We start from the raw sequence: 24,541 nt of genomic DNA, 5'->3' as shown, positions 1-24,541 counted from the left end.
CCGTCAGGACGCTATGTCCTCTGCGGAAAACAGGCCGATCCGAACAGGGGCAAACGGTAGCGGACAGGTAACTGGCGGAGAGGGGGGGATTCGAACCCCCGATGCCCTTGCAGGCATGCCGCATTTCGAGTGCGGTGCATTCAACCGCTCTGCCACCTCTCCGCAAGGTGCCTCGATGAGACGGGCGGTGCCTAGCACGCGGGATCAGGCTTCACAAGCGATCTAGGTGTATGGTCCCGGGATGAGGTGTGACGGGTCGATCCTGAAGCGATTGGGCTCTTTCGTCCAGGCGTTCAGGATGAACTCGGTGGGTGTCAGGCCGCGCAGGGTCTTGAGCCGACGAGCGTGATTGTAGGCATCGACGAACAGGTGCAGATGCGTTCGAAGCTGGTCGTGGCTGTCGTAGTGGTAGCGCTTGACCGTCGCATCCTTGATGGTGCGGTTCATCCGCTCGACCTGCCCGTTGGTCCAAGGATGGTTCACCTTGGTCAGCCGATGCTCGATGTTGTGCTCGTCGCAGACGCGGTCGAAGATGTGCTTACTATCGTAGATGTCCTGTCGACGTGATGTGAACTGAACGCCGTTATCTGTGAGCACGGTGTGGATGCGGTAAGGCACCGCCTCAATGAAGTCGCGCAGAAACTGGGCGGCCTCCATCTTGCCGGCGCTCTCCACGAGCCGCACGAAGGCAAATTTGCTGGTTCGATCGATGGCTACGAACAGCCTGAGCTTACCTTCGGCCGTGCTCACCTCGGCGATGTCGATGTGGACGTAGCCAATGGCGTAGGTCGCAAAGCGCTGCTTCTTGGGTTTGTCGCCTTCGATCTCGGGTAGTCGGCTGATGCAGTGCCGTTCCAGGCAGCGATGCAGCGAGGATCGCGTCAGGTGCGGGATCGTCGGCTGCAAGCCATAGAGGCAGTCGTCAAGCGGCAGCAGGGTATGCCGGCGGAAGGCGACAATGATCGCTTCCTCCTCGACGGTGAGCACGGTGGAGCGCGGTTCCTTGGGGCCCATCCGGGCATCCGCTGTGCTCGTCCGTTTGCGCCACTTCTGCACCGTCGTCGGGCTGACGCCGTAGCGCTTGGCCAGCGCTCTTACGCTCTCTTCACGTAGCTGGATCGCGCGACGGACTGCCTCCGTCGTGGTGGCGCTTCCATGAAGAACCTGGCCCATAGCGCATCCCTCGCAGCATGGTGGTCAACCGTACCACCACACCGCGGGATCAAACACCTAAAGCGCGGCGGCAAGGGATCAGACCACCACGGTGATCGCCTGCGCCGCCCGGGTCAGGCCCGTGTAGAGCCAGCGCGCCCGGTGCTCGCGGAACGCGTAGGATTCGTCGAACAGCGTCACCCGATCCCACTGCGACCCCTGAGCCTTGTGCACCGTCAGCGCGTAGCCGTAGGTGAACTCGTCGGTCTCCCGGCGCAGGAACAGCGGGATCTCCTCGTCCGTGCCGGAGATCATCGCGCGCAGCACCTTGATGTCGGTGGGCTTCCGGCGGAGCGCCGGATCGTCCTCCGGCACCACGTCGAGGCGGATCAGGTCAGGCCGCGGCGGCGCGCGCAGGGCCTGCACGGTCCAGGTCGAGCCGTTGAGCAGACCCTTCACCCGATCGTTGCGCAGGCAGACCAGCTTCTCGCCGATGGCCGGCATCGGATCGGTGTGGCCGGCGAGCTCCCGGAGCCGGGCGTTGTAGAGGCGACGCGTCTTGTTGAGGCCGACCAGGACCTGGTCGCATTCGAGCACCTCGGCCGGATCCAGGGCGCGGCGCGACACCACGCGGCTCTGCCCGTAGCTGCCGAGTTCCAGCCGCCCGCCCTCGCGGATGGTCATCGCCATGCGGACGATCGGGTCGTCCTTGGCCTGCCGGTGGACCTCGGTGAGCATCACGTCGGGCTCCGCCTCGGTGAAGAAGCCGCCGCCGCGCACCGGCGGCAGCTGCGCCGGGTCGCCCAGAACCAGGACCGGCCGCTCGAACGACAGCAGGTCGTTGCCGAGGTCGGAATCGACCATCGAGCACTCGTCGATGATGATCAGGTCCGCCTTGGCGGCCGGGCCCGAGCGATTCAGCGTGAAGGTCGGCCCGCCCTCTTCCGCCTCCTTGGTACGGTAGATCAGCGAGTGGATCGTGGCGGCGTCGTAGCAGCCCTTCTGGCGCATCACCGAGGCGGCCTTGCCGGTGAAGGCGCCGTACACCACCGTGCCGTCGACATCCTCGGCGATGCGGCGGGCGAGCGTGGTCTTGCCGGTGCCGGCATAGCCGAACAGGCGGAACACCTGGGATCCGCCGTCCCGCCGCCACGCGGCGATCGCCTTCAGCGCCGCATCCTGCTGCGGGGCGTAGGCAGCCGGCAGGCCCGCGCTCACGGCCAGCGCACGGTCGGCGGCATCGAGGACAAGATCGACGCGACGTTGCCGCCGGTCTTCAGGCCGAAGATCGTGCCCCGGTCGTAGAGCAGGTTGAACTCGACGTAGCGACCGCGCCGCACCTGCTGCTCGTGACGGTCCGCCTCGGTCCAGGGCGTGCCGAGATTGTCGCGCACGATCTTCGGGTAGGCCTTCAGGAAGGCCTGGCCCACATCACGGGTATAGGCGAGGTCGGCCTGCGGATTTCCGCTCCAGAGATAATCGTAGAAGATCCCGCCGATGCCGCGCGGCTCGTTCCGGTGCTTGAGGTGGAAATACTCGTCGCACCACGCCTTGTAGCGGGCGTGATCGATGCCGTGGGCCGCGCAGGCGCGCTCCAGGCAGGCGTGGAAGTGGCGGCTGTCCGGATCGTCTTGGTTGCGGCGCCGCTCCAGGACCGGGGTGAGATCGGCGCCGCCGCCGAACCACGCCCGCGTCGTCGCGACGAACCGGGTGTTCATGTGCACCGTCGGCACGTGCGGGTTCCACGGATGGGCGATCAGCGAGATCCCGGTGGCGAAGAAGCGCGGGTCCTCGGCCGCGCCGGGCATCTGCGCGCGGAATTCCGGCGCAAATTCGCCGTGCACCGTGGAGATGTGCACGCCCGCCTTCTCGAACACGCGGCCCCGCAGCATCGCCATGACGCCACCGCCGCCCGGCCGGCCGGTATGGTCGGTCCGGTTCCACGGGGTCTTCTCGAAGACACCGGGGCTCTCCGGCGCGTCCGGATGGAACGGGCCCGCCGCCTCCGCCTCGAGGGTCTCGAAAGCCGCCAGGATCCGGTCGCGCAGGCTTTCGAACCACGCGGCGGCCTCAGATTTCATGGCCGTGACATCGGCCTCGGAGGGAGGCGCAACCAGGGCTGCGCGCGCGTCGTCCGGCATTGTCATGGACGAGGCTTTCCCACCGCGCCGCGCCGGCGTCAATTCGCTTCCCGCCGGATGCCGGCCCGCAGGCCGCTAACGCGCCGTCGGCGGCTCGCCGACTGGCTTCAGCAGACCGGTCGCGCTGGCCACCAGCTCGCCGGCCGCATCGCGGATCTCGGCCTCGCAGAAGATCACGGAGCGGCCCGCCCGGGTGACGCGGCCTTCCGCGAGCAGGACGTCGCGGCCCGGAGCGAGGAAGCGGGTCTGCATATCGAGGGTGACCACGGGCCGGCCGGCCCGCAGACGGGCTGCGGTGCCGAGGGCGACGTCGAGCAGGGTGCAGATCACGCCGCCATGGGCGATGCCGAGATTGTTGGCATGCTCCGCCCGGAGCGCCAGACGCAGCCGCGTCCGGCCGTCCCGCACATCGAGCGCCTCGATCCCGCAGAACCGCACGAAGGGGATGTGGGCGCCGAAGACGGTGTCGGGCTCCGATTGCTGGTTCACGCCGATGGCTCCGGATCTCTCCCTGGTAGACCCGTTATGACCCAGGCCCGCACACTTGCCCACGCTTCGCCCGCGACATTGTCCGAGCCGTCTCCGCCAGACTTGGCGGCGACCGCGCATGCAGAGAGACGCGTTCCGCAGGACATCTCGGGAGACCTCGCGCTTCTTGTCAGACAGGAAACGCTCTTTGCAGACGAAGGCACCTGCCGGGGTTCGATGCCGGGCAGAGGGGGGAGGCGTCGAGAGGCGCCAGCGCGTGCAAGTGTGCCAGCTGGGGCCTGGATTTTTCAGGCTACGATTTCAGCTCCACCGTCGGCTTGAATAATATGCGTGTTCACGACCTGAGCCTTGTGCAGGGAAATGCTCGACGACGACTTGATTTTGTTGCAAAGACGATAGAACCGTAGGACCACCGTCAGATAGAGGGAATCATCGATGGACGACAACGCCACTGAACAGCAGCAGACCTTTATCGAGCAGGCATCGGACATCGTATCGGCCTATGTCTCGAACAACTCCGTTCCGATCAGCGAGCTGCCTGGTCTTCTCGCCGGTGTCCACGCGGCTTTGACGAAGCTGTCCGCCCCCACGGCGACTGTCACCGAGACGGCCGACAAGCCGACGCCGGCCCAGATCCGCAAGTCGGTGACCCCGGATGCGCTGATCTCCTTCATCGACGGAAAGCCGTACAAGACGCTCAAGCGCCATCTGTCGCGCAACGGTCTGACGATCGAGCAGTATCGCGAGCGCTTCGGGCTGCCGCGGGACTACCCGTCGACGGCCGCCAGCTATTCCGCCCAGCGCTCGGAACTCGCGCGCAGCCTCGGCCTTGGCCAGCAGCGCCGCAAATCCGCGGCGCCGGCAGAGGAGCCCGTCGAGCCGGTTGCCGAGAAGCCGAAGCGCGCGAGCCGTCCGCGCAAGGCCAAGGAAACGGCCTGACGCCAAGCGCCGGCTCTCCATCGCGAGCCGGCTCTACGGATCTCGAACGGCACGCGGCCCGCGTGCCGTTCCCGTCAGGCGAAATCCGCGAGGTCGTCGGCCACGTCCCATGCGGCGATCTCCGTCTCGGCCTTCTCGCGCTCGACCCCGTCGCGCGCGCTCCGGTCCTCGGACCGGCGATCCGGGTGTGCCGTCTCCGACGCCTGCGCGTCGCCCTGTCCGTCCGGAGACCGATCCGGTACCCGCCCCGCCATGCTGCGCTCCCCGCCGACCCCGCGGCTGCAGAGCAATGCCCCGCGCGCCCGGCGCGTTCCGGGCCGTGATCAGGAGCGGCGCGGTTTCACGCGCCCGGAGAGAAAAACGCGAAACATCCCCATTGCCTGATGGAATGCCGCCGGGAACGCCGTCGGCAACAGGGATGGAACGCACGATGACGGACACGCAAACCCGGGCGGAGACGAGCCGGCGCGACCTGCTCGCGGCCTCGCTCTTCGGAACATTACCCTTGCTCCTGGCCGCCGGCGCCGAGGCCAGCCCGCTCAATCCGGATCAGACCATCATCCGCGCGCCCGACGACCTCCCGTGGGTGCCGTCGAAAGGCTATCCCGAGCGCAGCGTCGACCGCTGCACTCTCACGGGCGACATCAACGGCAGCGGCCTCTACTATACCCTGATCCGGTGGTGGCCGGGCTACATGAGCGCGCCGCACACCTACACCACGGATCGGTTCTGCATGGTCCTGGCCGGCACGTGGTGGTGCAACAGCGGGGCGGATTTCGATCCGGCCGCCTGCGTGCCCGTGAAGGCGGGCAGCTTCGTCCGCCGGGTTGCGGGAACGCCGCATTACGACGGCGTCGTCCGCGACGGCACCGAGCCTGCGGTCATCGCCATCTGCGGCATGGCACCGGTCAATTACAGGCTGGTCGACCCGTCGCAGCCGGGCTGGCGCCGGGTCTGAGGGCGACCGATCACCCAGTCCCGCGTTGAATGGCCGGAGCTTGTCGATCGGGAGCGGGATTTGGGCAATCGCTACGGGCTGGAGATCCGCGCGGCGACGGGCCCCGACGCCGCGGGCCTCGCAGCCCTGCTGGGCGAGACGGGCGTCGCGGTCGGGGCAGCCGATCTCGCGACCCGGCTCGACGATCTGCAACGCAACGGCGGCACCGCCCTCGTCGCCGTCGAATGGGGGCCGCCGAGCGGTCTCGTGGCGCTCGCGCCGGTCCGCACGCTCGACGCGCCGCGGCCATCCGGCCTCATCACCACCCTCGTGGTCGCCACCGAGTCCCGGCGCAATGGCATCGGCCGGATCCTACTGAAGGCGGCCGGGCGCGCGGCACGGCAGGCCGGCTGCGACCGGCTGCTGCTCACCGTCGGCCCGACCCAGGACGACCTGCGCGCCTTCTGCGCCGCCGCCGGCTTCACCGAGGAAGGTCGAACCCTCGCGCGTCCGTTGCTGAAGCGCGGATCCGGCGACGCTTGAGGCCCGCGACATCCTGACCGCAGCCGACGACGGTTCCGGGCGTTGACGGAGACACGCTGGAGCCCTGCCGATGACGCTGCGATCCGAGACCCCACCGCCACCCGCGAACCTGCCCGTCGATCCGCCGCCGGATTCGGACGCGCCGACCACTGCCCAGCTCAAGGGTGACATCGACAGCGGCCGCACGGCCGACAAGACCCCGCATATGGATGTCGGCGCCGCCCCGCTCGGGACCTGCGAGGAGGCCGGCGGCACACCCCCGACCTCGCAGGAGGTCCGGCTCGCACGGCAGAACGAGCGGGCGCCCTCCGAGAAGGCCGCCAAAGGCTACGTGCACCAGCGGCAGCCCTGGGTCCTTCCGGCCTATGCCGGCTTCATCGTGCTGGCCGCGGTGGCGCTCGGCGTCGGGCTCTGGCTGACGCATTGAGGCCGCGATCGCAGCACCGCAGCGCAACGCGCGGCTATCCTGATCGCTGGAACAAGCGTGGCGATCGTCGCCTTCGCGGCCTGATCCTGTGGGCCTGCACCGAGGCCCCGGCGGGCTATACGGCGCCGGCCCGGGTGACCAGCTCGCGCAGGGTCCGGCCCGAAACCTCGCCGGTGACCGGCAGCTTGGCGCTGCGCTCGAACTTCTCGATCGCGGCCCGCGTGCCCGGGCCCATCGCGCCGTCGGCCTTGATCGGATAGCCGAGCTTCGACAGCGCCTTCTGGGCCCGCAGGACCGGATCCGTCTCCTTCTCGGACTTGGCCGTTTTCGACGCCTCCTTCGGGGCTTCCTTGGACGCCGGCTTGGCGGCGGCGCGCGGCGGCGATCCCTTCGGGGTCACCGAGGCCGTGGTCTCGTCCGCATGGATCAGCTCGCCGATCGCGTCCCGGCTCGCCGGCTTGGCCGGAACCGCCGTGGCCGCCCGGTCGGGCTCGGGGCGGGCCGGATCCCGCGCGACGTCCCGGACGGGCTCCTTCGCGGCCGGGGCCGCGTCACGCGGCGGCGCCTTCTGAGCCAGCTTGGGCAGGATCGGCGCGGGATGGCGCCCGGCCTGATAGCCGAGGGCATTGACGCAGACGAAGGCCGCCGCGCCCACGGCCACAAGGCTGCCCAGCACGGTGCCGGGGCTGGTCCGGCAGGTCGTACCCGCCGCCTTCAGCGCCCCCATGAGGACGGCGCGCCAGTCGCCCTGGCCGGCGGCCCGGCGCGGGGCGGGGCGGCGGGCGCGGCCGACTTCACCCGGGATGGCGATCTCGCGGTAGCCTGACATCCTATCTCCTTCCGGGGGACCGTGGGCTCAAGCGGTGCGGCGCAGGGCCGGGCCGGCGGGCGCCGCGGCGGGACCGGGCTCCGCGTCGAACAGGCCGAGGGGCAGGCGCACCACGCGGCGGGACGGCGCAGCGCCCCGGACGGACGTGCGGACCGGGGCGGGCCCGGGTGCGGCCAGCGGTCGGCACAGGAGGGGCAGCGTCACGGTCACGGCGGTGCCGGCCTGCGGAGCGCTCTCGATGAGCAGCGCGCCGCCGTGCAGGCCGACTAGGCCCTGAACCACCGAGAGGCCGAGTCCGGTCCCCTCGTGCTGGCGCTTGTAGTCGCCGCCACCCGCCTGGAAGAACGGGGTGCCGAGCTTGGGCAGGTCGGCCGCGCCGATCCCAGCGCCGGTATCGGCCACGACGATCTCCAGGCTGTCCGCGCGGCGGCGCAGGGACAGCTCGACCCGGCCGCCCCGCGGGGTGAACTTCACAGCGTTCGACAGGAGATTGATCAGAACCTGTCGGCATGCGCCGGGATCGGCGGTGATCTCCACCGGCCCCCCTGCCGAGACCGCGAGCGTGACGCCGGCCGCTTCGGCCTTGAGGCGCATCAGGTCGCAGCAGCCCTGGAGCAGCGCCGCGATGTCGAAGCTCTCGGGCGCGTAATCGAAGTTGCCGCTCTGAATCCGGCTCATGTCGAGGAGCGTGTTGACGACGCCGAGCAGATGATGGCCCGACGCGCCGATGATCCCGGCATATTCCCGCGCCTGGTCCGGGCTGAGGCTGACGGCGCCTTCGCCCGCCAGGACCTCGGAGAAGCCGATGATCGCGTTGAGCGGCGTGCGCAGCTCATGGGTGACGTTGGCGAGGAAGCGCCCCTTGATCGCGTCCGCCCGCTCGGCCTCGGCGCGGGCACGCTCCAGCTCCTCGGCGTGGCGATGATGCTCGGTCATGTCGCGGGTTACCGCCACCACCGCCATGGCGGTGTCGTGGGACCCGTTCTCGATCCGATGGGCGCGCATCTCGGCATGGATCAGGCGCGCGCCGTCGGGCCGGTCGGCCTGCGCCTCGACATGCAGCCGCAGCGGCAAGGTCGCGGGGCGCCCGGTGGCGGCGACATCGCTGACGGCCTTGAGGAAGGCCGGCCGGTCGGCCACGTGAACCCGCTCCAGCAATCCGTGGCCGCGCAGCCGCGCCGGCTCGCTGCCGAGGAGCCGCGTCGCCGAGACCGAGGCCTCCAGCACGCGGCCGTTGCGGTCGTGCCAGGTCACGAGATCGTCGATCGCCGAGAGCAGCAGCCGGTCGCGCGCCTCGTTGTCGCGCAGGCGGTCCCGCCACGCGCCCTCGTTGCGCATGTGCTCCAGGGCCTGGGCGGCGACGTGGCCGATCGCCGTGATGGCGAAGGCCGGCAGGGCGAGGCTCGCCGAGATGTCCATGACCGGCAGGGTGTCGGTCCAGGCGCCGAGGCCAACCACGGCCAGAACGCCGAGGATCGCCATCACGGCCGCCGCGGCGGTCGCGCGCAGGGAGCCGGAGACCAGCGCCTCCAGAGGGATCGCCACGAGCCAGACCGAAGCCGGCGAAGCGACGCCGCCGGTGACGCTCGCCAGGGCGACCACGATGCCGGTCAGGCCCGCCGAGGAGACCGCGTGCGCCAGCCACAGGGACCCCGTGCGGGCGAGCAGCACGGCGGCGAGAACCGGCAGCAGCAGGCTCGCGATCGCCAGCACCTCGATGCCCGAGGGCACGCCGCGCCAGAGCAGGTAGGGCGGCAGCCCGGCCATCATCACGGCGCCGGTGGCGAGGCGCGACACCAGGAAACGCTGGTGGCGGGATTGGGCGGCCGCGTTGTCGGCCACGGATTCGTGGACGAGACCCGCGAGGCGGTCGTCGATCAAGGAAGTCAGGACTTTCTGAATGGGCAAGGCTGGCACGCGTCGCGTTGGATACGTTTTGCGCATCCGTCGCGCCTCCGGTTCGACTTCGAACGACTTCCGGACGGTCGCAGAGCCGGCTTAAACGAGTGTTGCGGGAGATATCCGAATGAACAGGATGCTTTCCGCAAGGTAACCAGCCGCTCTGCGGCAAGATTTGTTCACCATCGCGCGGGAAAGCCCGGACCGGTTGAGGGCCGGTTCACGAAATCTGTCGAATTCTCGCGCTCGACACCGAGCGGAGGAGTCGACCCATGACCGTCCTGCTGCGCGCCGCGCTGGTGATCGGCGTGCTCTCGTACCTGGCGCTGCTGCGCAACGGCGCCGATCCGGCCGCCGAGGCCCGCAAGGCCGCGGGCGCCTTGCCGAGCGCCCAGGCCGTGCTCCCGGCAGCGCTCGACGCGGTGCCGTCCGAGACCCGCGAGCGCGCAGTCCGCGCGGTGCTGGCCCGGGGCCTGATGGCCGAGCTGAGCCGCCGCGCCGCGGAGCCGCCGGCTTCGACCGACACCCTGGAGGCGGCCGACCGGCAGCCGGCCTGGCGGGGGATCGAGCCCCGCTGAGGACAGCCCGTCAGCCGGTCTCGCCGCCGCTCGCCGAGCGCGCGCGGATCGGCAGCGGCGTGCGTTGCGCGGCGGCGCGCTCGGCACCCTGGCGCAGCTTGGCTTCGGGACCGTGCAGCGGCTGGTGTGCCTCGCTCCGCCCGCGCTCGGTGAACGGCCGGTCGAGGATCGCCGCGACGAGGTCCCGGGACGCCGGTCGGCTGACGGTCCGGAACAGCCGGACGAGGGCGGCCACCCGTTCCGCCGAGCGCGCCACCCCCTGGTTCAGGGTGAGGAAGATGTAGACCGCCTCTTCCTCGTGCAGGCCGGCGGCGCGCAGGCCGAGGGTCAGGAGATCGTAGCGAGCCCCCGGATCGGCGACCACGGTGAGGAAGTCGCGGGGCAGGCCGAGCCCGTCTGCCAGGGCAGCCATGAAGGCGGGCACGTCCTGCGCGCCCGAGAGTCGGGTCAGGTCCTCGCCCAGGCCGCGGGGCGGCGGCGGGCAGGGACGCAGGGCCGCGGTCGCCTCGACGGTCCGGCCGATCACGTCGCGGCGGATCGGGTCGGCATGCAGATAGAGGGGCACGAGGTCGGCAGCCGAGACGTCGGGGCGCACCAGGAGCAGCTTGGCCAGGTCGGAATTGCCGCGGCCGCGGCCCACGAGCCGGGCGAGCGTCGCCCCGCGCAGGGTGATGCCGAGATTGGCGGCCAGGGCCCGGTCGATCTCCGGGCGGCCCTCTCGGGAGAGCTCGTCCACGACCTCGCGGTTCAGGCCGGCCCGAGCCGCGATGCGGGCGGCGAGGTCCGACCCGTCCGCGAGGGCTGCCTCGATCAGGCGATGGCTCAAGGTCGGAGCCAGCTCCACCACCGCGTCACGGGCGCCGCCGCCCCGGAGCGCCAGGGCCTCCAGCACCGCCGAGGGCGTCTCGGGGCAAGGGGCGAGCTTGCGCGCGACCACGCGAGCCGTCTCCTCATCCACTGTGGGGATCAGGCCGCAGGCCAGGGACTCGAAGATCTCGACCTCCGTCCGGTCCCGGCCCGGTGCCCGGACGAACAGGTCGGTCTGTACCCGGAGGATCACCGGCTTGAGATCGAGATTCTCGATGCGGGACAGTTCGAGGAGCCCGGACAGGTCCGGCGGAGCATCGACGGATGGGGGCATGGAGGATCGGTTTACGCAGGACTGCAGTAAGGCCACGCTAACCGCATCGACGTGAATCGACCTTTAAACCGCCCCGCGCGGACCCGTGCCGTCCTGCATCAAAGCGGTGCAGCCTCGGCGGCGGGGGCGGGAGCGATCAGAGCTTGGAGGCTCCGGTCCTCGGTTCCGGCACGGCCTGCCTCGGCAGACCGCTATCCTGGCCGGGCGAGACGGCCCCGCCGGTCCCGGACGCGAACCCCGTCACGGTCCGGTTGGCAGCGTCCGGGCCCGATCACGGCTAGCACGGCGCGTCGACCGGTACCGTCGCGAACCTTGTCGCGCGCCGCGACGACCGCCCCATCGCCCATCCCTCCCCTCATCCTGAGGTGCGGGTGGGATGACCCATCCCCACGCCACGACCCGTATCGGCCGTCGTCAACCCACCGTGATCGGGAACAGCGCGAGCCGTCATGGAGATGGATCGGCGCCGACGAGCCCCCCACCGTCCGGGCCGACCGCGACTCCACCGTGCTGACGGTTGCGCGGCCTGTCGGGCTGATAGGCGGCGTGCCCTCGTCGAGATCCGGATGGCCGGTGCCCGACAGGCCGATCGGATCCGCCCCGGCGATCAGGAGAGCGGGTCTAGCGGTCTGCAAAAATCCCGGGCGCGCCGGGATTAAAGCACAGCCTGATGCGTTGCTCTCACTTTATCAGTATGTAGACATGTTGTCGCAGGTCTAAGTGCGACTTTCCCGGATTTTTCCGCCCTACTCGATTGCAAACACCAGGTTTTAGATTCCGCTGTGACTTTGCAGAGACATCGTGCCCGGACATTTGTGGGTAGCTTGCGGCCGATCAGAATTCGGGGAGCCACTTGCAGATGAAGACGTCTCTGGCCGTGTTGGCCACGTTCGCCGCCATGACGGCCACCGCCTCAGCCGCCGACCTGCCGCGTCGCGCAGCCCCGCCGCCGGTTTTCACGCCCGTGCCGGTGTTCACGTGGGCCGGCGCCTATTTCGGCGTCAACGCCGGCTACGCCTACACCGAGTCGGACACGATCCGGACGGTCGGCATCGGCACCCTGCAGAACAACGTGAACAACCTGCTGCGCAGCCCGGCGGTCCGCCTGCCGCAGGACGGCTTCACCGCCGGTGGCCAGGTCGGTTACAATTATCAATTCACGCCCGGGTCCGGCATCGTCCTCGGCGTCGAGGCCGACGCCCAGTACATGGATCTCCAGCGCACCGGCGTGCAGTCGATCTTCCGCCCGGCATTCAATCCCAACGTCCTGACCAACACCTATCGGACGGATCTCAGCTTCCTCGGGACCGTGCGCGGGCGCGTCGGCTACGCCTTCGACCGCGTCTTCGTGTACGGCACCGGCGGCTTCGCCTACGGCGACGTGACCCAGCGCGTCGGATTCCAGACCGGCGCGCCGCTGACCTACTTCGGCAGCCGGTCGCGGCTGGACACCGGATACGCGTACGGCGGCGGCATCGAGTACGCGCTGCCGACCGACTCCGTCCTGAACTTCTTCCGCTCCAGCGCGGTGACCCTCAAGGCCGAGTACCTGCGCTACGATCTCGGAAGCCACAATCTGCTCGTCGGCTCCGTCGGCGGCCCGGGTGTCGGCTACATCTCCCGGTTCCGCACCGAAGGCGGCATCGCGCGCGCCGGCCTGAACTTCAAGTTCGGGTCGTACTAGCAAGACGCGCAGCAGAACCCGCCCCCCCCCTGCCAAGGTGCCCGCGGCCTACGGGCGAGGACCTGATCCTCCTCGTCACGGTTCAGCCGCGAGGATCGTGGCAACTTGATTTGACCTTCGCAGCTCAAGCGGCATCACAGTGTCGGCGAGGTCGATGGCACCCTGGACGCGCGAGCGACTAGGGTGCTTTTTGCGTTTGGCTGTCTCATACCGATCGAGAACACATCCATCCGGCGGCTGGCGCCGGTTGAATGGGCGCAACGAAGACCGGGCCGCCAAGCCGGGACCTCACATCTTCATCCCTGACGCCGCGGACCGTGCCCGGGATCGGACGCTGCGCCGGGATCTCCTGTCCTTGCCACGGTATCTTTCCAGTCACGAAAAGTGGGCTAAAGCAGCGTTGGGGAGGGCGCCCAACACAGGACGCCTCGAGGTTTTGCGGGGAGCCATCTTGGCCGACGACGCCACGCTGCGCCGGCTGCTTGCTGGGATCGGCCGAGGTGAGGCGGACCAGCTTGCCGAACTCTACGATCTGACGAGCCCGAAACTCTACGGGCTGATCCTGCGTATCCAGCGCGACCGGGCCTTGGCCGAGGACGTGCTCCAGGACGTCTACATGCGGATCTGGCAGGCGGCGGGCAGCTACAGGCCGGACGCCGGTCCGCCAATGCCCTGGCTGATCGCGATCGCACGCAACCGCTCCATCGACAGCGTGCGCCGGAAAGTCGAGGTTCAGGGGCCGGAACTGGAGAGCGGCGAGGATTGGGTGGCACGGCTGATCGACCCGCACGACGAGGCGGTCGCGTTCCAGAATCGCGATGCCCTCGCAGCTTGCCTCGGCCGGCTTGACCCGCGCCACAGGGATTGCGTGGTGCTGGCGTATTGCGAGGGTCGCTCGCGTGAGGAACTGGCCCGCCGGTTCGACTGTCCCGTCAACACCATCAAGACCTGGCTGCATCGCGCGCTGGCCGCTTTGAAGACCTGCCTGGAGGCCGTGTCGTGACCGGACCGGGCGGACCAGACCCCGACGATCCCGACCTGCGCGCGGCGGAGTACGTGCTGGGAACGCTCGACGCCCGGGAACGCGAAGCCGTGGAGCGCGCAGCCGCCGGCGATCCGGCCGCACAGGCGCGAATTCGGGCCTGGGAACAGCGCCTCGGCCCTCTGGCCGAGGTGGTCCCCGCCGAGACGCCGCCGCCGCGCGTGCGCGCCGCGTTGTTGCGGGCGTTGCCGCGATCGGGCCACGCAGTCGCCGGTCAGATCGCGGCTCTTCGCGCTCAGCTCCGGTGGTGGCGGATCGCCGCCGGCGGAGCCGGGTTGCTGGCGGCCGGGCTTGCCCTGTTCGTAGTGGTGGGGCCGTCGCTGACGCCGTCCGGCGGCCGCTACCTCGCCGTGGTGCAGGGTGGCGGCACGGTGCCGGCGCTGATCGTGCGTGTGGACCTCGGCACCGGCATCGCGCAGGTGAGACCCGTCAACGCCGAGGCACCCGCGGATCGCAGCCTGGAGCTCTGGTACGTCGGCGCGCAGGGGCCGAGGCCGCTCGGCCTCGTCGGTGCCGGACAGAGCCAAGTGAGACTGCCGACGGGGACCGCGCCGGATGGGATGCTCGCCGTCTCGGTGGAGCCGCCCGGCGGTTCGCCGACCGGTCAGCCCACCGGCCCTGTGATCTATACCGGCAAGCTTCTCGCGGACTGACACGATGTCGGCGCGCCGCCGGCTCGTCCTGGGCGAGATCGGCACCCGCAGCCTCGCCGGGGCTGCGGGCGCCGATCCGCTTGGGCCAATCAGGGCGTCAGCACGGCGTTGACGACGTGGATGACGCCGTTCGACTGCATCACGTTCGGGATTGTCACGGTGGCGGTGTTGCCCTTCACGTCGGTCACGTAGACTTTCTTGCCCTGCACTTCGACGGCAAGCGGCTCGCCGGCGACAGTGGTGAGCGTCCCCTGTCCGCCGCCCTTCTTGGCGAGCGCCATCAGGTCCTGAGCCGTGTAGACGCCCGGGACGACGTGGTAGGTCAGGATCTTCGTCAGCGTCGCCTTGTTCTGCGGCTGCACGAGGCTCTCGACGGTCCCCGGCGGCAGCTTGGCGAAGGCGGCGTTGGTCGGTGCGAACACCGTGAACGGCCCCGGACCGTTCAGCGTGTCGACCAAGCCGGCAGCTTTCACGGCGGCAACCAGGGTGGTGTGATCCTTCGAATTGACCGCGTTCTCGACGATGGTCTTCTGGGCGTACATGGGCGCGCCGCCGACCATCGGGTTCTTGGCATAGGCTGCGCCGCTCGCCCCGAGGCCGAGCGCGAGGGTCAGAGCGAGCGCCTTGGCGGTGCGGCGGCTCGTGTTCCTGGCAAGCATCGTGTTTCCTTCCGTCCGACCCCTCTGAGCGGGGCAGCGCGCGCCTTTACGGAGCCGTCGGAAAAAAAGTTTCGCCGCGTTGAGGCAAACGGATGGGACGGCAGCCCCGGCCGCCTATTCGTCCGCCTCGATCGCGGCCAGCGGGGCGGTCAGCGCGCACACCACGCCCTCGGGTTTGTAGCTGAGGTTCGCCTCGCCGCCGAACGCCCCGGCGAGGCCGCGCTCGATCAGGCGGCTGCCGAACCCCCGGCTGGTGGGCGGCGTCACGGGCGGACCGTCGTGCTCGCTCCAGCACAGGCGCACGATCGGCTCCGGTCCTGTCGTGTCGATCGTCCACCCGACGCGGACGCGGCCTCCGGCAACCGACAGCGCCCCGTACTTGGCCGCATTGATCGCCAGTTCGTGGACGATCAGCGCCAGCGACAGCGCGGCCCGGGCGCCGACCTGCACCGGAGGTCCGTCCAGCCGCAGGCGATTGGCCTGTGCGTCGTCGTGGATCGCCAGCGTCCCCCGCAGGATGGCGCCGATGCTGGCGCTTTCGCGCGTGCCGCTCAGCAGCAGGTCGTGAGCCTTGCCCAAGGCGATCAGCCGGGCCGCGAGAGCGCTGCGGGCCGCATCGAGATCCACAGCGTTGCGCATGGTCTGCGTGGCGATGGCCTGCACCATCGCCAGCGTGTTCTTCATGCGGTGGCTGATCTCGTGGTTGAGGGTCGCCTGCTGCTCCTCAGCCCGCAGGCGGGCGATGCCGACCTGCACCCGGTCGGCCACGTTGCGGGCGAACGCGACTTCCTCCGGCCGCCATTCCCGCACCGTGGGACTATGCACGAAGAACACGCCGACCGTGCGTCCCCGCTCGCGCACCGGCACGTTGAGCATGGCGTAAACGTTGATGGCCGTGAACGGCTTGGCGTGACCCGCGGTGCGGATGTCGGTCTCGACATTCGTGACCACGAGGGTGTCGCCGCGCTCGATCCCGGGTCCGACCGTGCCGTAATCGGCGAAGCGATGACGGCCGATCAGCCTGACCTCGCCGGGCAAGGCCCAATCGTCCGGAATGGTTATCACCTGACCGGTGGCATCCAGCTCACCATAGCCGGCGCGGCTGGCGTTCAGGGTCCGGCCGACGATCTCGGCCGCCTTGGCGGTCATCGCGTCGATCGTAGGGAGGTCGCGGAGCTGATCGCCCAACTCGATCAACGCGAGACGCCGGGTCGTGGCGGCACGGGCCAGCACCTCCGAGGCCCGCATCTTGGCGAGCTGGCGGCGCTCGCGCAGCAGGATCATCACCTGCCGCGCCAGTCGCCGCAGCGCGTCCTTCTGCGCCTCCGTCAGCCCGTCCGGCCGGGGCTGGTGATCGATGACGCATAGGCTGCCGAGTACACGGCCGCTGGGTGTGCGCAGCGGTGCTCCGGCATAGAAGCGGATATGGGGCTCACCCGTCACCAGCGGGTTGTTGCGGGTGCGCGGATCTGCGGTGAGGTCGGGGATGATCAGCAGATCCGGTTCGCTCAGCGCGTAGACGCAAACGGACCGGTCGAGATCAGTCTCGCAGGCCGGAAAGCCGACCCGCGCCTTGAACCACTGGCGCTTGGCCGCGACCAGGCTGACGAGGGCCACCGGGGTCTGACAGATCAACCGGGCAATGTGCACCGCATCGTCGAAAGCCTCCTCGGGCGCCGTGTCGAGCACGTCGAACGCGTCCAGCTCGGCGAGGCGTTCAGGCTCGGATGTGTCCGGCCTGACGGAGCTTTCGGAGGGGTGGATCATGGACCGGGGACGGGGCTCAGCTTGGTCAGTCCTAGCGACTTCCGGAGGCCGTGTCATGGAATCGCCGCCGGATGGCCGACCGGCGTGGGGAGCACGAAGCCGCGGGTTCCGGTGCGCAGCGGCTCTGGGCTCCGCCCATCGGGCAGGATCTCACCGAGATGCGCACGGACCGTCTCGGCCGAGAAGGGCTCCGGGTTTCGGAATCGGAAGCGGAACCCCCGCTTCCGATCCCCGGGGCCAAGGTGAGGGCCATCCTCTGCGGACATCGCGGGCGGAAGTCCCAGCATCAGATGTGGGCCGTTACGGTGCTCTTCGCCAAAGTGGACACCGGTTCGGCGCGTGAGCGTGCGTCTCTAGTATTGCGTGCCGGTAAATCGGCAGATCGTCTTACAACGCGGGCCACCATTGGCCTGCCAGGACTTCGCGTGGCCAATCGAGCCGGTCATGTCCTGCGTGGGATTCCCGCCCGGCCGATGCACGACGATGTTGCAGGCATCCTGCGGCGTCCGCTGGTAGCGCGGGCAGGACGCAGAGTCGCGGTTACCGAGCAAATCCATGAGCGTCTCCGAACGGGCGTGAGCCGAGGGCGCAATACCGCACAGGCCAGCGAGCATCAGCGTCGCGAGCGAAATCGTTCTCCACATCGGAGTGCTCCTTCTTTCATCGCAAAATGCGAATTCAGGTGCCCTTTGCTCAGATAATCATCAAACAATACTATAGATGTGCGCATTCACACATCGACAAATTCTTTTTTAATCCCGAAAAATACGAAATTATGCGCCGGAATATTCCAGTCGCCGAACCGTTGCAGCCCGGCCGGGCCGCGTCGCGCGGCCGAGGTTGATCGAGCCGGCGCTTTCACGCATGGCGAAGGCAGCACTCCCCTGGATCCGCAGGGTTCAGGATCCGACCGCCGCATCGGGCTGCCCATCCTGCGGCGAGCCGATTTTCACGAGGTCCCAGACGCATGCGCCTGCGTTCCGATTTCTGGGTCTCGGCCCATCTCCGGCGGCTCGACGTCGCGGGCATCCCGGCCGTGCTCCGCCGGCGCGGAGCCGCAGAGGCCGGCGCGATTTTCGTGAAGGTCGATCGCCTCGACGGCAGCGCCGACCTCTACGGACCGGCGCCGCAGGCGCTGTTCGAGGCCGAGGAGAGCGGCGACCGGCGCTTCGCCGCAATGGTCGTCGGCGGCAGCCCGCTCGACGTTGAGGAGCGCCTGACCAAGGAGATCCGGTTCGATTCCGATCTCTGGATCATCGAGATCGACGACCGCCAGGGGCGGCATTTCCTGGATCTGGCGGAATGACGGATCGCAGATCCGTCCTGGCGAGCGGCGCGACGCCATCCAGAACCGCCACACCGATCGATGGCGCGCGGCTCCGGGTCACTTCGAGACGCTTGTGAGGACGGCGTAAGTGGCGCGACGCCGTGCGGCGTCGCGCCCGACGCCTCCGTCAGCCCTCGATGATGCGCTCGTCGAGCTTGCGATCGACGGTCTCGACCGTGCGGTCGATCTCGGCATTCGGCTCGCCGAGTTGGTGCGCGATCAGCTTCACCAGCAGGTCGACGCGCTCGATGTAGGGGGCGCCGTTCGCCACGGCCCGCGCGGCCGAGGACGGCTTCAGCAGGCTCTCGGCGGCCTTGGCGTACTTCTCGAACGGCACCTGATCGGCCGGATCGGCGCCGAGCTTCCGGGCGATCCCGTCGACATGCTCGTAGATCGCCCGCGAGCGCGCCAGATCGCCGTGGACGGCGTCGTGGATCGATTGCGGCTCGCCGGGCGTGATGCAGCGGTAATTGCCGGTCAGCAGCATCGACCACTTGGCCAGCGGAACGAACAGCGAGTCGAACACCTTGAGCTTCACCGGGACGTCCTGCCCGTCGAGGCGCACGGCGTCGATACCGGCCTCCAATTCCCGGAGCAGGCGGTTATGCGCCTCATCGGCGAAGGTCGCGGCCTTGAAGTTCGTCGGCAGCCCGACATGGAGGACGTTCGCCTCCTCCTCGGGCGGCCGGAAGGCCTGCGGATCGGGCGAGCACAGCGACACCAGCCCCGGCTCGAATCGGTCCCAGACGCCGGCATTGGTGTAGGCGTCCTCAAGATCCATGGCGGCGAGCCCCGGGATCCGCTTGAGGTAGGGCAGCGGCGGCATGTTCATGATCGACAGGCACGGCAGCTTCGCCGCCGCGATCTTGATCATCAGGACGCGGATCGTGTGGTTGTTGTACTGTGGCTCCTGCATGGCAAGGCCGACGAGATCGTATCGCGACACGTCGACCTCTTCCGGCGGCATGGCGTCGACCTTGCCGGGCAGGTCGCGCGAGTGGATCGCGCGGTGCTCCTTCTCGTCGCGGAGCTTGATGCGGACCTCGGTCCCCTCGCGGTTGATCAGGTCGGCGGTCTTCCGGCGGCACACGAGGGTCACGTTGTGACCGGCCATCAGGAGCTTGGTCCCCAGGAGCGAGCCGTAGGAGGCTCCCAGGATCAGGATATTTCTGGCCACGTCGTTCCTCCCCAGCATTGAAGACTGCTGTTGTGTTGTCTGGCTGCTGGGAGCAACGCGTCCGCGCCACGCCCCCATCGCACCGCCGATGGATGGCAGCCGGGCGGGCGGAACGCAAGCCTTCTGGTATACCTAATCCCAAACCCGTTGTGATGCCCCGCCGGTGACAGGTTGGGCGATCCCTATCCTCTTCGGCCGGCCGCTCCACAGGGTGAGGTCATCGCGCCCCGTCATTTCAGAGCCGCGCAGCGGAACCCGCAATCCAGCCGCGCTGGCGTGCCAGGATCTAGCACCGTGGGTGGCTCTGGATTCCGGGCTCGCCTTCGGCGCCCCGGAATGATGATGCCGCACGTGGGACGACGAGATCCGCGCTGCGGGTGGCGATACGCGCCCCCGCCCGTACACGCTATCCCCACAGCTCCGGCGTGGGCGGGTGCATCAGGCTGCCGTCGTAGCGCAGCGGCGGGTCGCGGTCGCGGGCCAGCAGCAGCGGCCCGTCGAGATCGACGAAATCCGCGTCATTCGCCAGCAACGCCGCCGGCGCCATGCCGAGCGACGTGCCCAGCATGCAGCCGACCATGATCGAGAGCCCCCGCGCCTTCGCCTCCCAGGCGAGCAGCACCGCCTCGGTCAGGCCGCCGGTCTTGTCGAGCTTGATGTTGATCGCGTCGTAGCGCCCGGTGAGCGCGTCGAGGCCGGCGCGGTCGTGCAGGCTCTCGTCGGCGCAGACCGGCACCGGATGGGCGATCTCGGCGAGCAGGGCATCGGCGTCGGCCGGCAGCGGCTGCTCGATCAGCGCGACGCCCGCCTTCAGGCAGGCCTCGAGGTTGGCCTCCACGTTCTCGGGCCGCCACGCCTCGTTGGCGTCGACGATCAGCCGGGCCTCCGGGGCGCCGGCCCGCACGGCGGCGATGCGCTCCGGATCCCCGTCCCCGCCAAGCTTGACCTTCAGAAGCGGCCGGTGGGCGGCCTTGCGGGCGGCTTCCGCCATGCCTTCTGGCGTGCCGAGGCTCAGCGTGTAGGCGGTGATCGCGGGCCGGGGCTCGGGGAGCCCGGCGATGGACCAGGCGGGACGACCCTGGCGCTTGGCCTCGAGGTCGAACAGCGCGCAGTCGAGGGCGTTGCGGGCGGCGCCGGCCTTCATCCGCGCCATCAGCTCCTCTCGGCCGATCCCGGCCGCGATCGCCCCCGCCTGCCCCGCGATCAGGGCGCTGACGCTCTCGACGCTCTCGCCGTAGCGCGGATAGGGCACGCATTCGCCGCGCCCGACCGTGTCGCCGTCCGTAATCGTCGCCACCACCACGGCGATCTCCGTGCGGCTGCCGCGGGAGATCGTGAAGGCGCCCGCGATGGGAAAGCGTTCGACGGCGAGAGTCAGGCGACGGGCCATGTCAGGCCTCCGGGAAGTCGGCGACGATCCGGTCAACCAGCCCGTCGACACCGAATCGCACCGGGTCAGTGGCGGGCAGGCCGTGCTCGGACGCGAGCTTGTCCAGGAGCGCCCGGGCCTCGCCCTCGGCGAGCGCCTGGGTGTTCACCGCGATGCCCACCGGCTTGATCGCCGGGTTGGTCAGGCTGCCGAGCTTCACGGTGAGATCGATGACCTGCTGGATCGTCGGCAGCGGATGCTTGACGCCGCGCATATTGGTGCGGGTCGGCTCGTGGCAGACCACGAAGGCGTCGGCCTGGGCGCCGTGCAGCAGGCCGAGGCTCACACCGGCGAAGGACGGGTGGTAGAGCGAGCCCTGGCCCTCGATCAGATCCCAGTGGTTCGGGGCGGCCTCCGGCGAGATCGTCTCGACGGCCCCGGAAATGAAGTCGGCGACGACGGCGTCGATGGCGACGCCCTTGCCGGAGATGAACACGCCGGTCTGGCCGGTGGCGCAGAAATCCGCGTCGAGGCCGCGCTCGCGCATGCCGCGCTCCAGGGCCAGCACGGTGTACTTCTTGCCGACCGAGCAATCGGTGCCGACGGTGAGCAGGCGCCGCCCCGCCCGCTTGATGCCCTTGCCGGTGGGGAAGCGCTCGTCGGTGTGGCGGACATCGTGGAGCTGGCGGCCGCGCCGGGCCGCGGCCTCCGCGATGGCCGGCACCGCGCCGAGCTTGACGTGCAGGCCGCTCGCCACGTCGAGACCCGCCTCGATCGCCGCGACGATCTCCTTGACCCAATGGTCCGGCAGCACGCCGCCGGCATTGACGACGCCGATCACCAGGGTGCGACAGCCCTTCGCCAGGGCCTCGGGCAGGGTCATGTCGGGGATGCCGAGATCGGCGGCGCAGCCCGGCAGGCGCATCTGGCCGACGCACCATTCGGGGCGCCAATCCTTGATCCCGTAGGCGGTCTTGGCCGCCAGCGTGTCGGGCACGTCGCCCAGGAACATCAGGTAGGGCGTGGCGATCTGCATCGGTCGAGCAACCTTCTCCGGAGGCCGGCGGACCGTCTATGCGGGATCGCGGGCGCCCGGCGCAATGCACGAGAGCGGCCAGGACGGTGGACGCGGCCGCAGCCCCGACATGCCAGGCTTGCACTCCGTTATCGCGCGCAGCGAAGCGACTCAGGGATTCGCTACGGTAAGGGATCGCGCGCTGCCCTGGGTTGCTTCGCTGCGCTGGCAAAGACGAGCCGCCTCAACCCGGCGACCCGTGACCCCCTCGCTCAGGCCGCGCGTCGTCGCGCGACCTGGGCCTCGTTCGCCACAGCCTCGACCGGTGCGAGCACACCGGTCGCCCGGACCAGTCCCTCGGCGCCCGCCAGGGCACCCGCGCGCAGCTCCAGACCGAGGAAGCGCTCCCGCTCGAACGGCCCCGGCAGGGTCAGACCCTCCGCGAGCACCCGATCGAAGCCGAAGCGGGCGTAATAGGGCGCGTCGCCGACCAGCAGCACGGCGGCGTGGCCGAGCGATTCGGCCCGGCCGAGGGCGGCCTGCATCATCACCGAGCCGAGCCCCTGGCCCTGGATCGCCGGATCGACCGCCAGCGGGCCGAGCAGCAGCGCCGGGCGGGCGAGGCCGGCCTCGACGTGCCACAGCCGCAGGGTGCCGACCAGCCGCCCGGCGCGGGTCGCCGCGAAGGCGAGGCCGCGCGCCGGCAGGCGTCCCTCGCGCAGGCGCTCCGAAGTCCTGCCGCGTCGGTTGCCGGGGAAGCACGCGTCGAGCAGGCGCTCGCGCGCCGGGACGTCGTGAAGGTGCTCCGCGCGGATCTCGATCATGACAATGCCCTCCCCGGGGCCGGCATGCGGGAGAAGCGATGGATCGTCTCGGCGAGCGATCAGGGCTGGCCGACGCTTCCGGAGAAACGACAGCGGCCCTTAACGCCGCGTGACCGCAGGGTGGTTCCAGACGAACGGGATCCGTGCGTCCGCCTCCTGCCGCGTGTCACCCGCCGGGAACGGTTTCGGAAGAAGGCCGCCCGGAATGTCCCGGGCGGCACGCGCGATCAGATCACGATCTGCTGAAGGGGCGGGAAGCCGTTGAAGGCCACCGCCGCGTAGGTCGTGGTGTAGGCGCCCGCGCCCTCGATCAGCACCTTGTCGCCGATCGAGAGCGAGACCGGCAGCGGGTAGAGCTGCCGCTCGTAGAGCACGTCCACCGAGTCGCAGGTCGGGCCGGCGATGACGCAGGGCTCGGTCGCGTCCCCGTCCCGCGCCGTGCGGATCGGGTAGCGGATCGCCTCGTCCATGGTCTCGGCGAGACCGCCGAACTTGCCGATGTCGAGGTAGACCCATCGGACCTCGTCGGCCTCGGCGGACTTCTTCGACACGAGCACGACCTCCGCCTCGATCAGGCCGGCATTGCCGACCATGCCGCGGCCCGGCTCGATGATCGTCTCGGGGATCTGGTTGCCGAAATGCTTGGTCAGGCCCCGGAAGATCGCCTCGCCGTAGCTCTCCACGCCCGGCACCGCCTTGAGGTACTTGGTCGGGAAGCCGCCGCCGAGATTGACCATCGACAGGCCGATGCCGCGCTCCGCGCACTCGCGGAAGATCCCGGCCGCGGAGCCGAGCGCCCCGTCCCAGGCCTCGGTGTTGCCCTGCTGCGAGCCGACATGGAACGAGATGCCGTAGGCCTCGAGCCCCTGGCGATGGGCGTGCTCCAGCACGTCCGCGGCCATCTCGGGCACGCAGCCGAACTTGCGGGACAGCGGCCAGTCGGCGCCCGCGCCGTCGCACAGGATGCGGCAGAACACCCGGATCTCGCCGGCCGGCACGGCCATGGCCTCGGCGGCCCGGGCGATCTTCTCGATTTCGGCCTGGCAATCAACCGCGAACAGGCGGATGCCGAGCTTCAGGGCGCGGCCGATGCAGCGCTCCTTCTTGATTGTATTGCCGAAGGAGATCCGGTCGGCGGTGGCGCCGGCGGCCAGCACCATCTCCATCTCGGCCACCGAGGCGGTGTCGAAGCAGGAGCCCATCTCGGCGAGCAGGCGCAGCACCTCGGGGGCTGGGTTCGCCTTCACAGCGTAGAACACCCGGGTGTCCGGCAGGGAGCGCGCGAAAGCGGTGTAGTTGTCGCGCACGACGTCGAGATCGAGGACCATCACGGGGCCCTCGTCTTGACCGAGGTCGCGGCGCACGCGCAGGAAGTCACGGATGCGGTCGGTCATGGTCGTCTCCCGGCACGGGTTCGCGTGCGCCCTTCGCGGGGCGCGCTGTCGAAGATGACGGCCCGAACGGGCCGCCGGCGTCAGGGGGCGATGCGTCGCGCCGGCCCACGCGCTTTGGAGACGCGTGTGTCCGTGCGGGCGCAGAGCACCCGGAAGCTGCCGTGGATTGGAAGGGATGACCCCCACCGCACGCCGGGCAAAGAGAAACAAGCCTCTTCGGTGCCGGCCTTTGGAGGGCCGACGAGACCAAAAAAGCCCGTTCGTCGTTGCTTTAAGCTGCGTCCCCCGTGGAGAGCGGGGTTCGCCGGTTTCGCCTCCGGCTGCCGGTTGTTGTCGGGGTCCGGTGTTGCCACCTGGATGCCGGCCGTAGGGATCCACCCTTGCGACCATCGATCCTTTAAGACCCCTGGCGGCTGTCCGGCAGTTGACCGGATGCCCACCAACCGACACGCGGCCACAGGCACGTGCGAAATTGGGCATGGCGCATATACGGAGGCGGGCCCGGCGCGACAAGAGCAAGCCGCCCCGGAACGCCCGCTTTTTCGTCCGGAATCC

At 69.6% G+C, this 24,541-nt stretch carries 25 protein-coding genes and 1 tRNA gene; 9 read left to right on the top strand and 17 right to left on the bottom strand.

Translation table 11 applies throughout. The features are described from left to right. Positions 1-72 precede the first annotated feature (72 nt). The 5 genes from ABIE45_RS06070 to ABIE45_RS06050 form a co-directional block, all read right to left on the bottom strand. Positions 73-162 (bottom strand) — tRNA-Ser (locus tag ABIE45_RS06070). 60 nt (positions 163-222) lie between these two features. Beyond that, complete coding sequence (locus ABIE45_RS06065) at positions 223-1,173, bottom strand: IS481 family transposase (RefSeq protein ID WP_373622127.1); 951 nt, start codon at positions 1,171-1,173, stop codon at positions 223-225. A gap of 78 nt (positions 1,174-1,251) precedes the next feature. Further along, positions 1,252-2,370, bottom strand: coding sequence for an ATP-dependent RecD-like DNA helicase (locus ABIE45_RS06060; RefSeq protein ID WP_192711334.1), 1,119 nt, complete (start codon positions 2,368-2,370; stop codon positions 1,252-1,254). Continuing rightward, on the bottom strand, positions 2,367-3,299 hold the full coding sequence (hemF, locus tag ABIE45_RS06055) for an oxygen-dependent coproporphyrinogen oxidase (RefSeq protein ID WP_192711335.1): 933 nt from the start codon (positions 3,297-3,299) through the stop codon (positions 2,367-2,369). Before hemF ends, ABIE45_RS06060 begins: the two co-directional genes overlap by 4 nt. A 69-nt stretch (positions 3,300-3,368) precedes the next feature. Continuing rightward, entirely contained in the window at positions 3,369-3,782 is a 414-nt protein-coding gene (locus ABIE45_RS06050) for a PaaI family thioesterase (protein WP_192711336.1), read from the bottom strand. A 435-nt stretch (positions 3,783-4,217) separates the two neighbouring features. Here ABIE45_RS06050 and ABIE45_RS06045 point away from each other — a divergent pair, with 435 nt between their 5' ends. Beyond that, positions 4,218-4,721 (top strand): MucR family transcriptional regulator, encoded by a 504-nt coding sequence (locus ABIE45_RS06045; RefSeq protein ID WP_192711337.1) that lies wholly within the window; start codon positions 4,218-4,220, stop codon positions 4,719-4,721. A gap of 74 nt (positions 4,722-4,795) precedes the next feature. Here the strand turns inward: ABIE45_RS06045 and ABIE45_RS06040 are convergent, their stop codons facing one another. Further along, positions 4,796-4,975, bottom strand: coding sequence for a hypothetical protein (locus tag ABIE45_RS06040; RefSeq protein ID WP_192711338.1), 180 nt, complete (start codon positions 4,973-4,975; stop codon positions 4,796-4,798). 176 nt (positions 4,976-5,151) lie between these two features. Here ABIE45_RS06040 and ABIE45_RS06035 point away from each other — a divergent pair, with 176 nt between their 5' ends. The 3 genes from ABIE45_RS06035 to ABIE45_RS06025 all read left to right on the top strand — a co-directional run bounded on the left by ABIE45_RS06035 (position 5,152) and on the right by ABIE45_RS06025 (position 6,628). Continuing rightward, positions 5,152-5,679, top strand: coding sequence for a hypothetical protein (locus tag ABIE45_RS06035; RefSeq protein WP_192711339.1), 528 nt, complete (start codon positions 5,152-5,154; stop codon positions 5,677-5,679). Between the two features lie 60 nt (positions 5,680-5,739). Continuing rightward, positions 5,740-6,201, top strand: a complete 462-nt coding sequence (locus tag ABIE45_RS06030) for a GNAT family N-acetyltransferase (RefSeq protein ID WP_192711340.1) — start codon at positions 5,740-5,742, stop codon at positions 6,199-6,201. Between the two features lie 70 nt (positions 6,202-6,271). Further along, positions 6,272-6,628 (top strand): hypothetical protein, encoded by a 357-nt coding sequence (locus ABIE45_RS06025; RefSeq protein WP_192711341.1) that lies wholly within the window; start codon positions 6,272-6,274, stop codon positions 6,626-6,628. A gap of 115 nt (positions 6,629-6,743) precedes the next feature. On the opposite strand, the gene ABIE45_RS06020 is transcribed toward ABIE45_RS06025, so the two are convergent. Both ABIE45_RS06020 and ABIE45_RS06015 read right to left on the bottom strand, forming a co-directional pair. Next, on the bottom strand, positions 6,744-7,457 hold the full coding sequence (locus ABIE45_RS06020) for a peptidoglycan-binding domain-containing protein (RefSeq protein WP_192711342.1): 714 nt from the start codon (positions 7,455-7,457) through the stop codon (positions 6,744-6,746). A gap of 27 nt (positions 7,458-7,484) precedes the next feature. After that, a complete protein-coding gene (locus tag ABIE45_RS06015; protein ID WP_373622195.1) occupies positions 7,485-9,374 on the bottom strand; it encodes an ATP-binding protein in 1,890 nt (629 codons plus the stop codon). Positions 9,375-9,628: 254 nt separating this feature from the next. Here ABIE45_RS06015 and ABIE45_RS06010 point away from each other — a divergent pair, with 254 nt between their 5' ends. Beyond that, positions 9,629-9,934, top strand: a complete 306-nt coding sequence (locus ABIE45_RS06010) for a hypothetical protein (protein WP_192711344.1) — start codon at positions 9,629-9,631, stop codon at positions 9,932-9,934. A gap of 10 nt (positions 9,935-9,944) precedes the next feature. Here ABIE45_RS06010 and ABIE45_RS06005 read toward each other — a convergent pair whose 3' ends face one another. Next, on the bottom strand, positions 9,945-11,075 hold the full coding sequence (locus tag ABIE45_RS06005; protein WP_192711345.1) for a DUF2336 domain-containing protein: 1,131 nt from the start codon (positions 11,073-11,075) through the stop codon (positions 9,945-9,947). A gap of 859 nt (positions 11,076-11,934) precedes the next feature. Between ABIE45_RS06005 and ABIE45_RS06000 the strand changes: the two genes are divergently transcribed. The 3 genes from ABIE45_RS06000 to ABIE45_RS05990 all read left to right on the top strand — a co-directional run bounded on the left by ABIE45_RS06000 (position 11,935) and on the right by ABIE45_RS05990 (position 14,454). Then, positions 11,935-12,759 (top strand): porin family protein, encoded by an 825-nt coding sequence (locus ABIE45_RS06000; protein WP_192711346.1) that lies wholly within the window; start codon positions 11,935-11,937, stop codon positions 12,757-12,759. A 451-nt stretch (positions 12,760-13,210) separates the two neighbouring features. Then, positions 13,211-13,762 carry a sigma-70 family RNA polymerase sigma factor gene (locus ABIE45_RS05995; RefSeq protein ID WP_192711347.1) on the top strand — a complete coding sequence of 184 codons (552 nt, stop codon included), beginning with the start codon at positions 13,211-13,213 and terminating at the stop codon, positions 13,760-13,762. Beyond that, a complete protein-coding gene (locus ABIE45_RS05990) occupies positions 13,759-14,454 on the top strand; it encodes an anti-sigma factor domain-containing protein (RefSeq protein WP_192711348.1) in 696 nt (231 codons plus the stop codon). Before ABIE45_RS05995 ends, ABIE45_RS05990 begins: the two co-directional genes overlap by 4 nt. An 89-nt stretch (positions 14,455-14,543) precedes the next feature. Here ABIE45_RS05990 and ABIE45_RS05985 read toward each other — a convergent pair whose 3' ends face one another. The 3 genes from ABIE45_RS05985 to ABIE45_RS05975 all read right to left on the bottom strand — a co-directional run bounded on the left by ABIE45_RS05985 (position 14,544) and on the right by ABIE45_RS05975 (position 17,524). Next, positions 14,544-15,113: a fasciclin domain-containing protein gene (locus ABIE45_RS05985; protein ID WP_192711349.1), complete on the bottom strand. Its 570-nt coding sequence runs from the start codon at positions 15,111-15,113 to the stop codon at positions 14,544-14,546. 114 nt (positions 15,114-15,227) lie between these two features. Beyond that, on the bottom strand, positions 15,228-16,880 hold the full coding sequence (locus tag ABIE45_RS05980; RefSeq protein WP_192711350.1) for a GAF domain-containing protein: 1,653 nt from the start codon (positions 16,878-16,880) through the stop codon (positions 15,228-15,230). 353 nt (positions 16,881-17,233) lie between these two features. Beyond that, on the bottom strand, positions 17,234-17,524 hold the full coding sequence (locus ABIE45_RS05975; protein ID WP_192711351.1) for a hypothetical protein: 291 nt from the start codon (positions 17,522-17,524) through the stop codon (positions 17,234-17,236). 323 nt (positions 17,525-17,847) lie between these two features. On the opposite strand from ABIE45_RS05975, the gene ABIE45_RS05970 reads away from it, so the two are divergent. Beyond that, positions 17,848-18,186, top strand: coding sequence for a DUF1491 family protein (locus tag ABIE45_RS05970; protein ID WP_192711352.1), 339 nt, complete (start codon positions 17,848-17,850; stop codon positions 18,184-18,186). Between the two features lie 148 nt (positions 18,187-18,334). On the opposite strand, the gene ABIE45_RS05965 is transcribed toward ABIE45_RS05970, so the two are convergent. From ABIE45_RS05965 to ABIE45_RS05945, 5 genes are all read right to left on the bottom strand, one after another. Beyond that, positions 18,335-19,384, bottom strand: coding sequence for a 2-dehydropantoate 2-reductase N-terminal domain-containing protein (locus ABIE45_RS05965; RefSeq protein ID WP_192711353.1), 1,050 nt, complete (start codon positions 19,382-19,384; stop codon positions 18,335-18,337). A 406-nt stretch (positions 19,385-19,790) separates the two neighbouring features. Then, positions 19,791-20,774 carry an N-acetyl-D-Glu racemase DgcA gene (gene dgcA, locus ABIE45_RS05960; protein ID WP_192711354.1) on the bottom strand — a complete coding sequence of 328 codons (984 nt, stop codon included), beginning with the start codon at positions 20,772-20,774 and terminating at the stop codon, positions 19,791-19,793. 1 nt (position 20,775) lies between these two features. After that, a complete protein-coding gene (gene dgcN, locus ABIE45_RS05955; protein WP_192711355.1) occupies positions 20,776-21,789 on the bottom strand; it encodes an N-acetyltransferase DgcN in 1,014 nt (337 codons plus the stop codon). A gap of 251 nt (positions 21,790-22,040) precedes the next feature. Beyond that, positions 22,041-22,592 carry a GNAT family N-acetyltransferase gene (locus ABIE45_RS05950; protein ID WP_192711356.1) on the bottom strand — a complete coding sequence of 184 codons (552 nt, stop codon included), beginning with the start codon at positions 22,590-22,592 and terminating at the stop codon, positions 22,041-22,043. A gap of 227 nt (positions 22,593-22,819) precedes the next feature. Beyond that, on the bottom strand, positions 22,820-23,986 hold the full coding sequence (locus ABIE45_RS05945; protein WP_192711357.1) for a type III PLP-dependent enzyme: 1,167 nt from the start codon (positions 23,984-23,986) through the stop codon (positions 22,820-22,822). Positions 23,987-24,541 lie beyond the last annotated feature (555 nt).

Source organism: Methylobacterium sp. OAE515, from assembly GCF_041806315.1.
Lineage (GTDB): Bacteria > Pseudomonadota > Alphaproteobacteria > Rhizobiales > Beijerinckiaceae > Methylobacterium > Methylobacterium tardum.
The sequence above is the reverse complement of the archived record's forward strand: the minus strand, read 5'-3'. Positions and strand labels throughout refer to the sequence as shown.

What these genes read in the sequence shown, in the direction of transcription:
- ABIE45_RS06020 (WP_192711342.1), bottom strand. Translation starts at nt 7,457, where the DNA reads ATGTCAGGCTACCGCGAGATCGCCATCCCGGGTGAAGTCGGCCGCGCC.
- ABIE45_RS06035 (WP_192711339.1), top strand. Translation starts at nt 5,152, where the DNA reads ATGACGGACACGCAAACCCGGGCGGAGACGAGCCGGCGCGACCTGCTC.
- ABIE45_RS06065 (WP_373622127.1), bottom strand. Translation starts at nt 1,173, where the DNA reads ATGGGCCAGGTTCTTCATGGAAGCGCCACCACGACGGAGGCAGTCCGT.
- ABIE45_RS05970 (WP_192711352.1), top strand. Translation starts at nt 17,848, where the DNA reads ATGCGCCTGCGTTCCGATTTCTGGGTCTCGGCCCATCTCCGGCGGCTC.
- dgcA (WP_192711354.1), bottom strand. Translation starts at nt 20,774, where the DNA reads ATGGCCCGTCGCCTGACTCTCGCCGTCGAACGCTTTCCCATCGCGGGC.
- ABIE45_RS06005 (WP_192711345.1), bottom strand. Translation starts at nt 11,075, where the DNA reads ATGCCCCCATCCGTCGATGCTCCGCCGGACCTGTCCGGGCTCCTCGAA.
- ABIE45_RS06010 (WP_192711344.1), top strand. Translation starts at nt 9,629, where the DNA reads ATGACCGTCCTGCTGCGCGCCGCGCTGGTGATCGGCGTGCTCTCGTAC.
- ABIE45_RS05945 (WP_192711357.1), bottom strand. Translation starts at nt 23,986, where the DNA reads ATGACCGACCGCATCCGTGACTTCCTGCGCGTGCGCCGCGACCTCGGT.
- ABIE45_RS05950 (WP_192711356.1), bottom strand. Translation starts at nt 22,592, where the DNA reads ATGATCGAGATCCGCGCGGAGCACCTTCACGACGTCCCGGCGCGCGAG.
- dgcN (WP_192711355.1), bottom strand. Translation starts at nt 21,789, where the DNA reads ATGCAGATCGCCACGCCCTACCTGATGTTCCTGGGCGACGTGCCCGAC.
- ABIE45_RS06045 (WP_192711337.1), top strand. Translation starts at nt 4,218, where the DNA reads ATGGACGACAACGCCACTGAACAGCAGCAGACCTTTATCGAGCAGGCA.
- ABIE45_RS05980 (WP_192711350.1), bottom strand. Translation starts at nt 16,880, where the DNA reads ATGATCCACCCCTCCGAAAGCTCCGTCAGGCCGGACACATCCGAGCCT.
- ABIE45_RS05975 (WP_192711351.1), bottom strand. Translation starts at nt 17,524, where the DNA reads ATGTGGAGAACGATTTCGCTCGCGACGCTGATGCTCGCTGGCCTGTGC.
- ABIE45_RS06025 (WP_192711341.1), top strand. Translation starts at nt 6,272, where the DNA reads ATGACGCTGCGATCCGAGACCCCACCGCCACCCGCGAACCTGCCCGTC.
- ABIE45_RS06040 (WP_192711338.1), bottom strand. Translation starts at nt 4,975, where the DNA reads ATGGCGGGGCGGGTACCGGATCGGTCTCCGGACGGACAGGGCGACGCG.
- ABIE45_RS06000 (WP_192711346.1), top strand. Translation starts at nt 11,935, where the DNA reads ATGAAGACGTCTCTGGCCGTGTTGGCCACGTTCGCCGCCATGACGGCC.
- ABIE45_RS05985 (WP_192711349.1), bottom strand. Translation starts at nt 15,113, where the DNA reads ATGCTTGCCAGGAACACGAGCCGCCGCACCGCCAAGGCGCTCGCTCTG.
- hemF (WP_192711335.1), bottom strand. Translation starts at nt 3,299, where the DNA reads ATGACAATGCCGGACGACGCGCGCGCAGCCCTGGTTGCGCCTCCCTCC.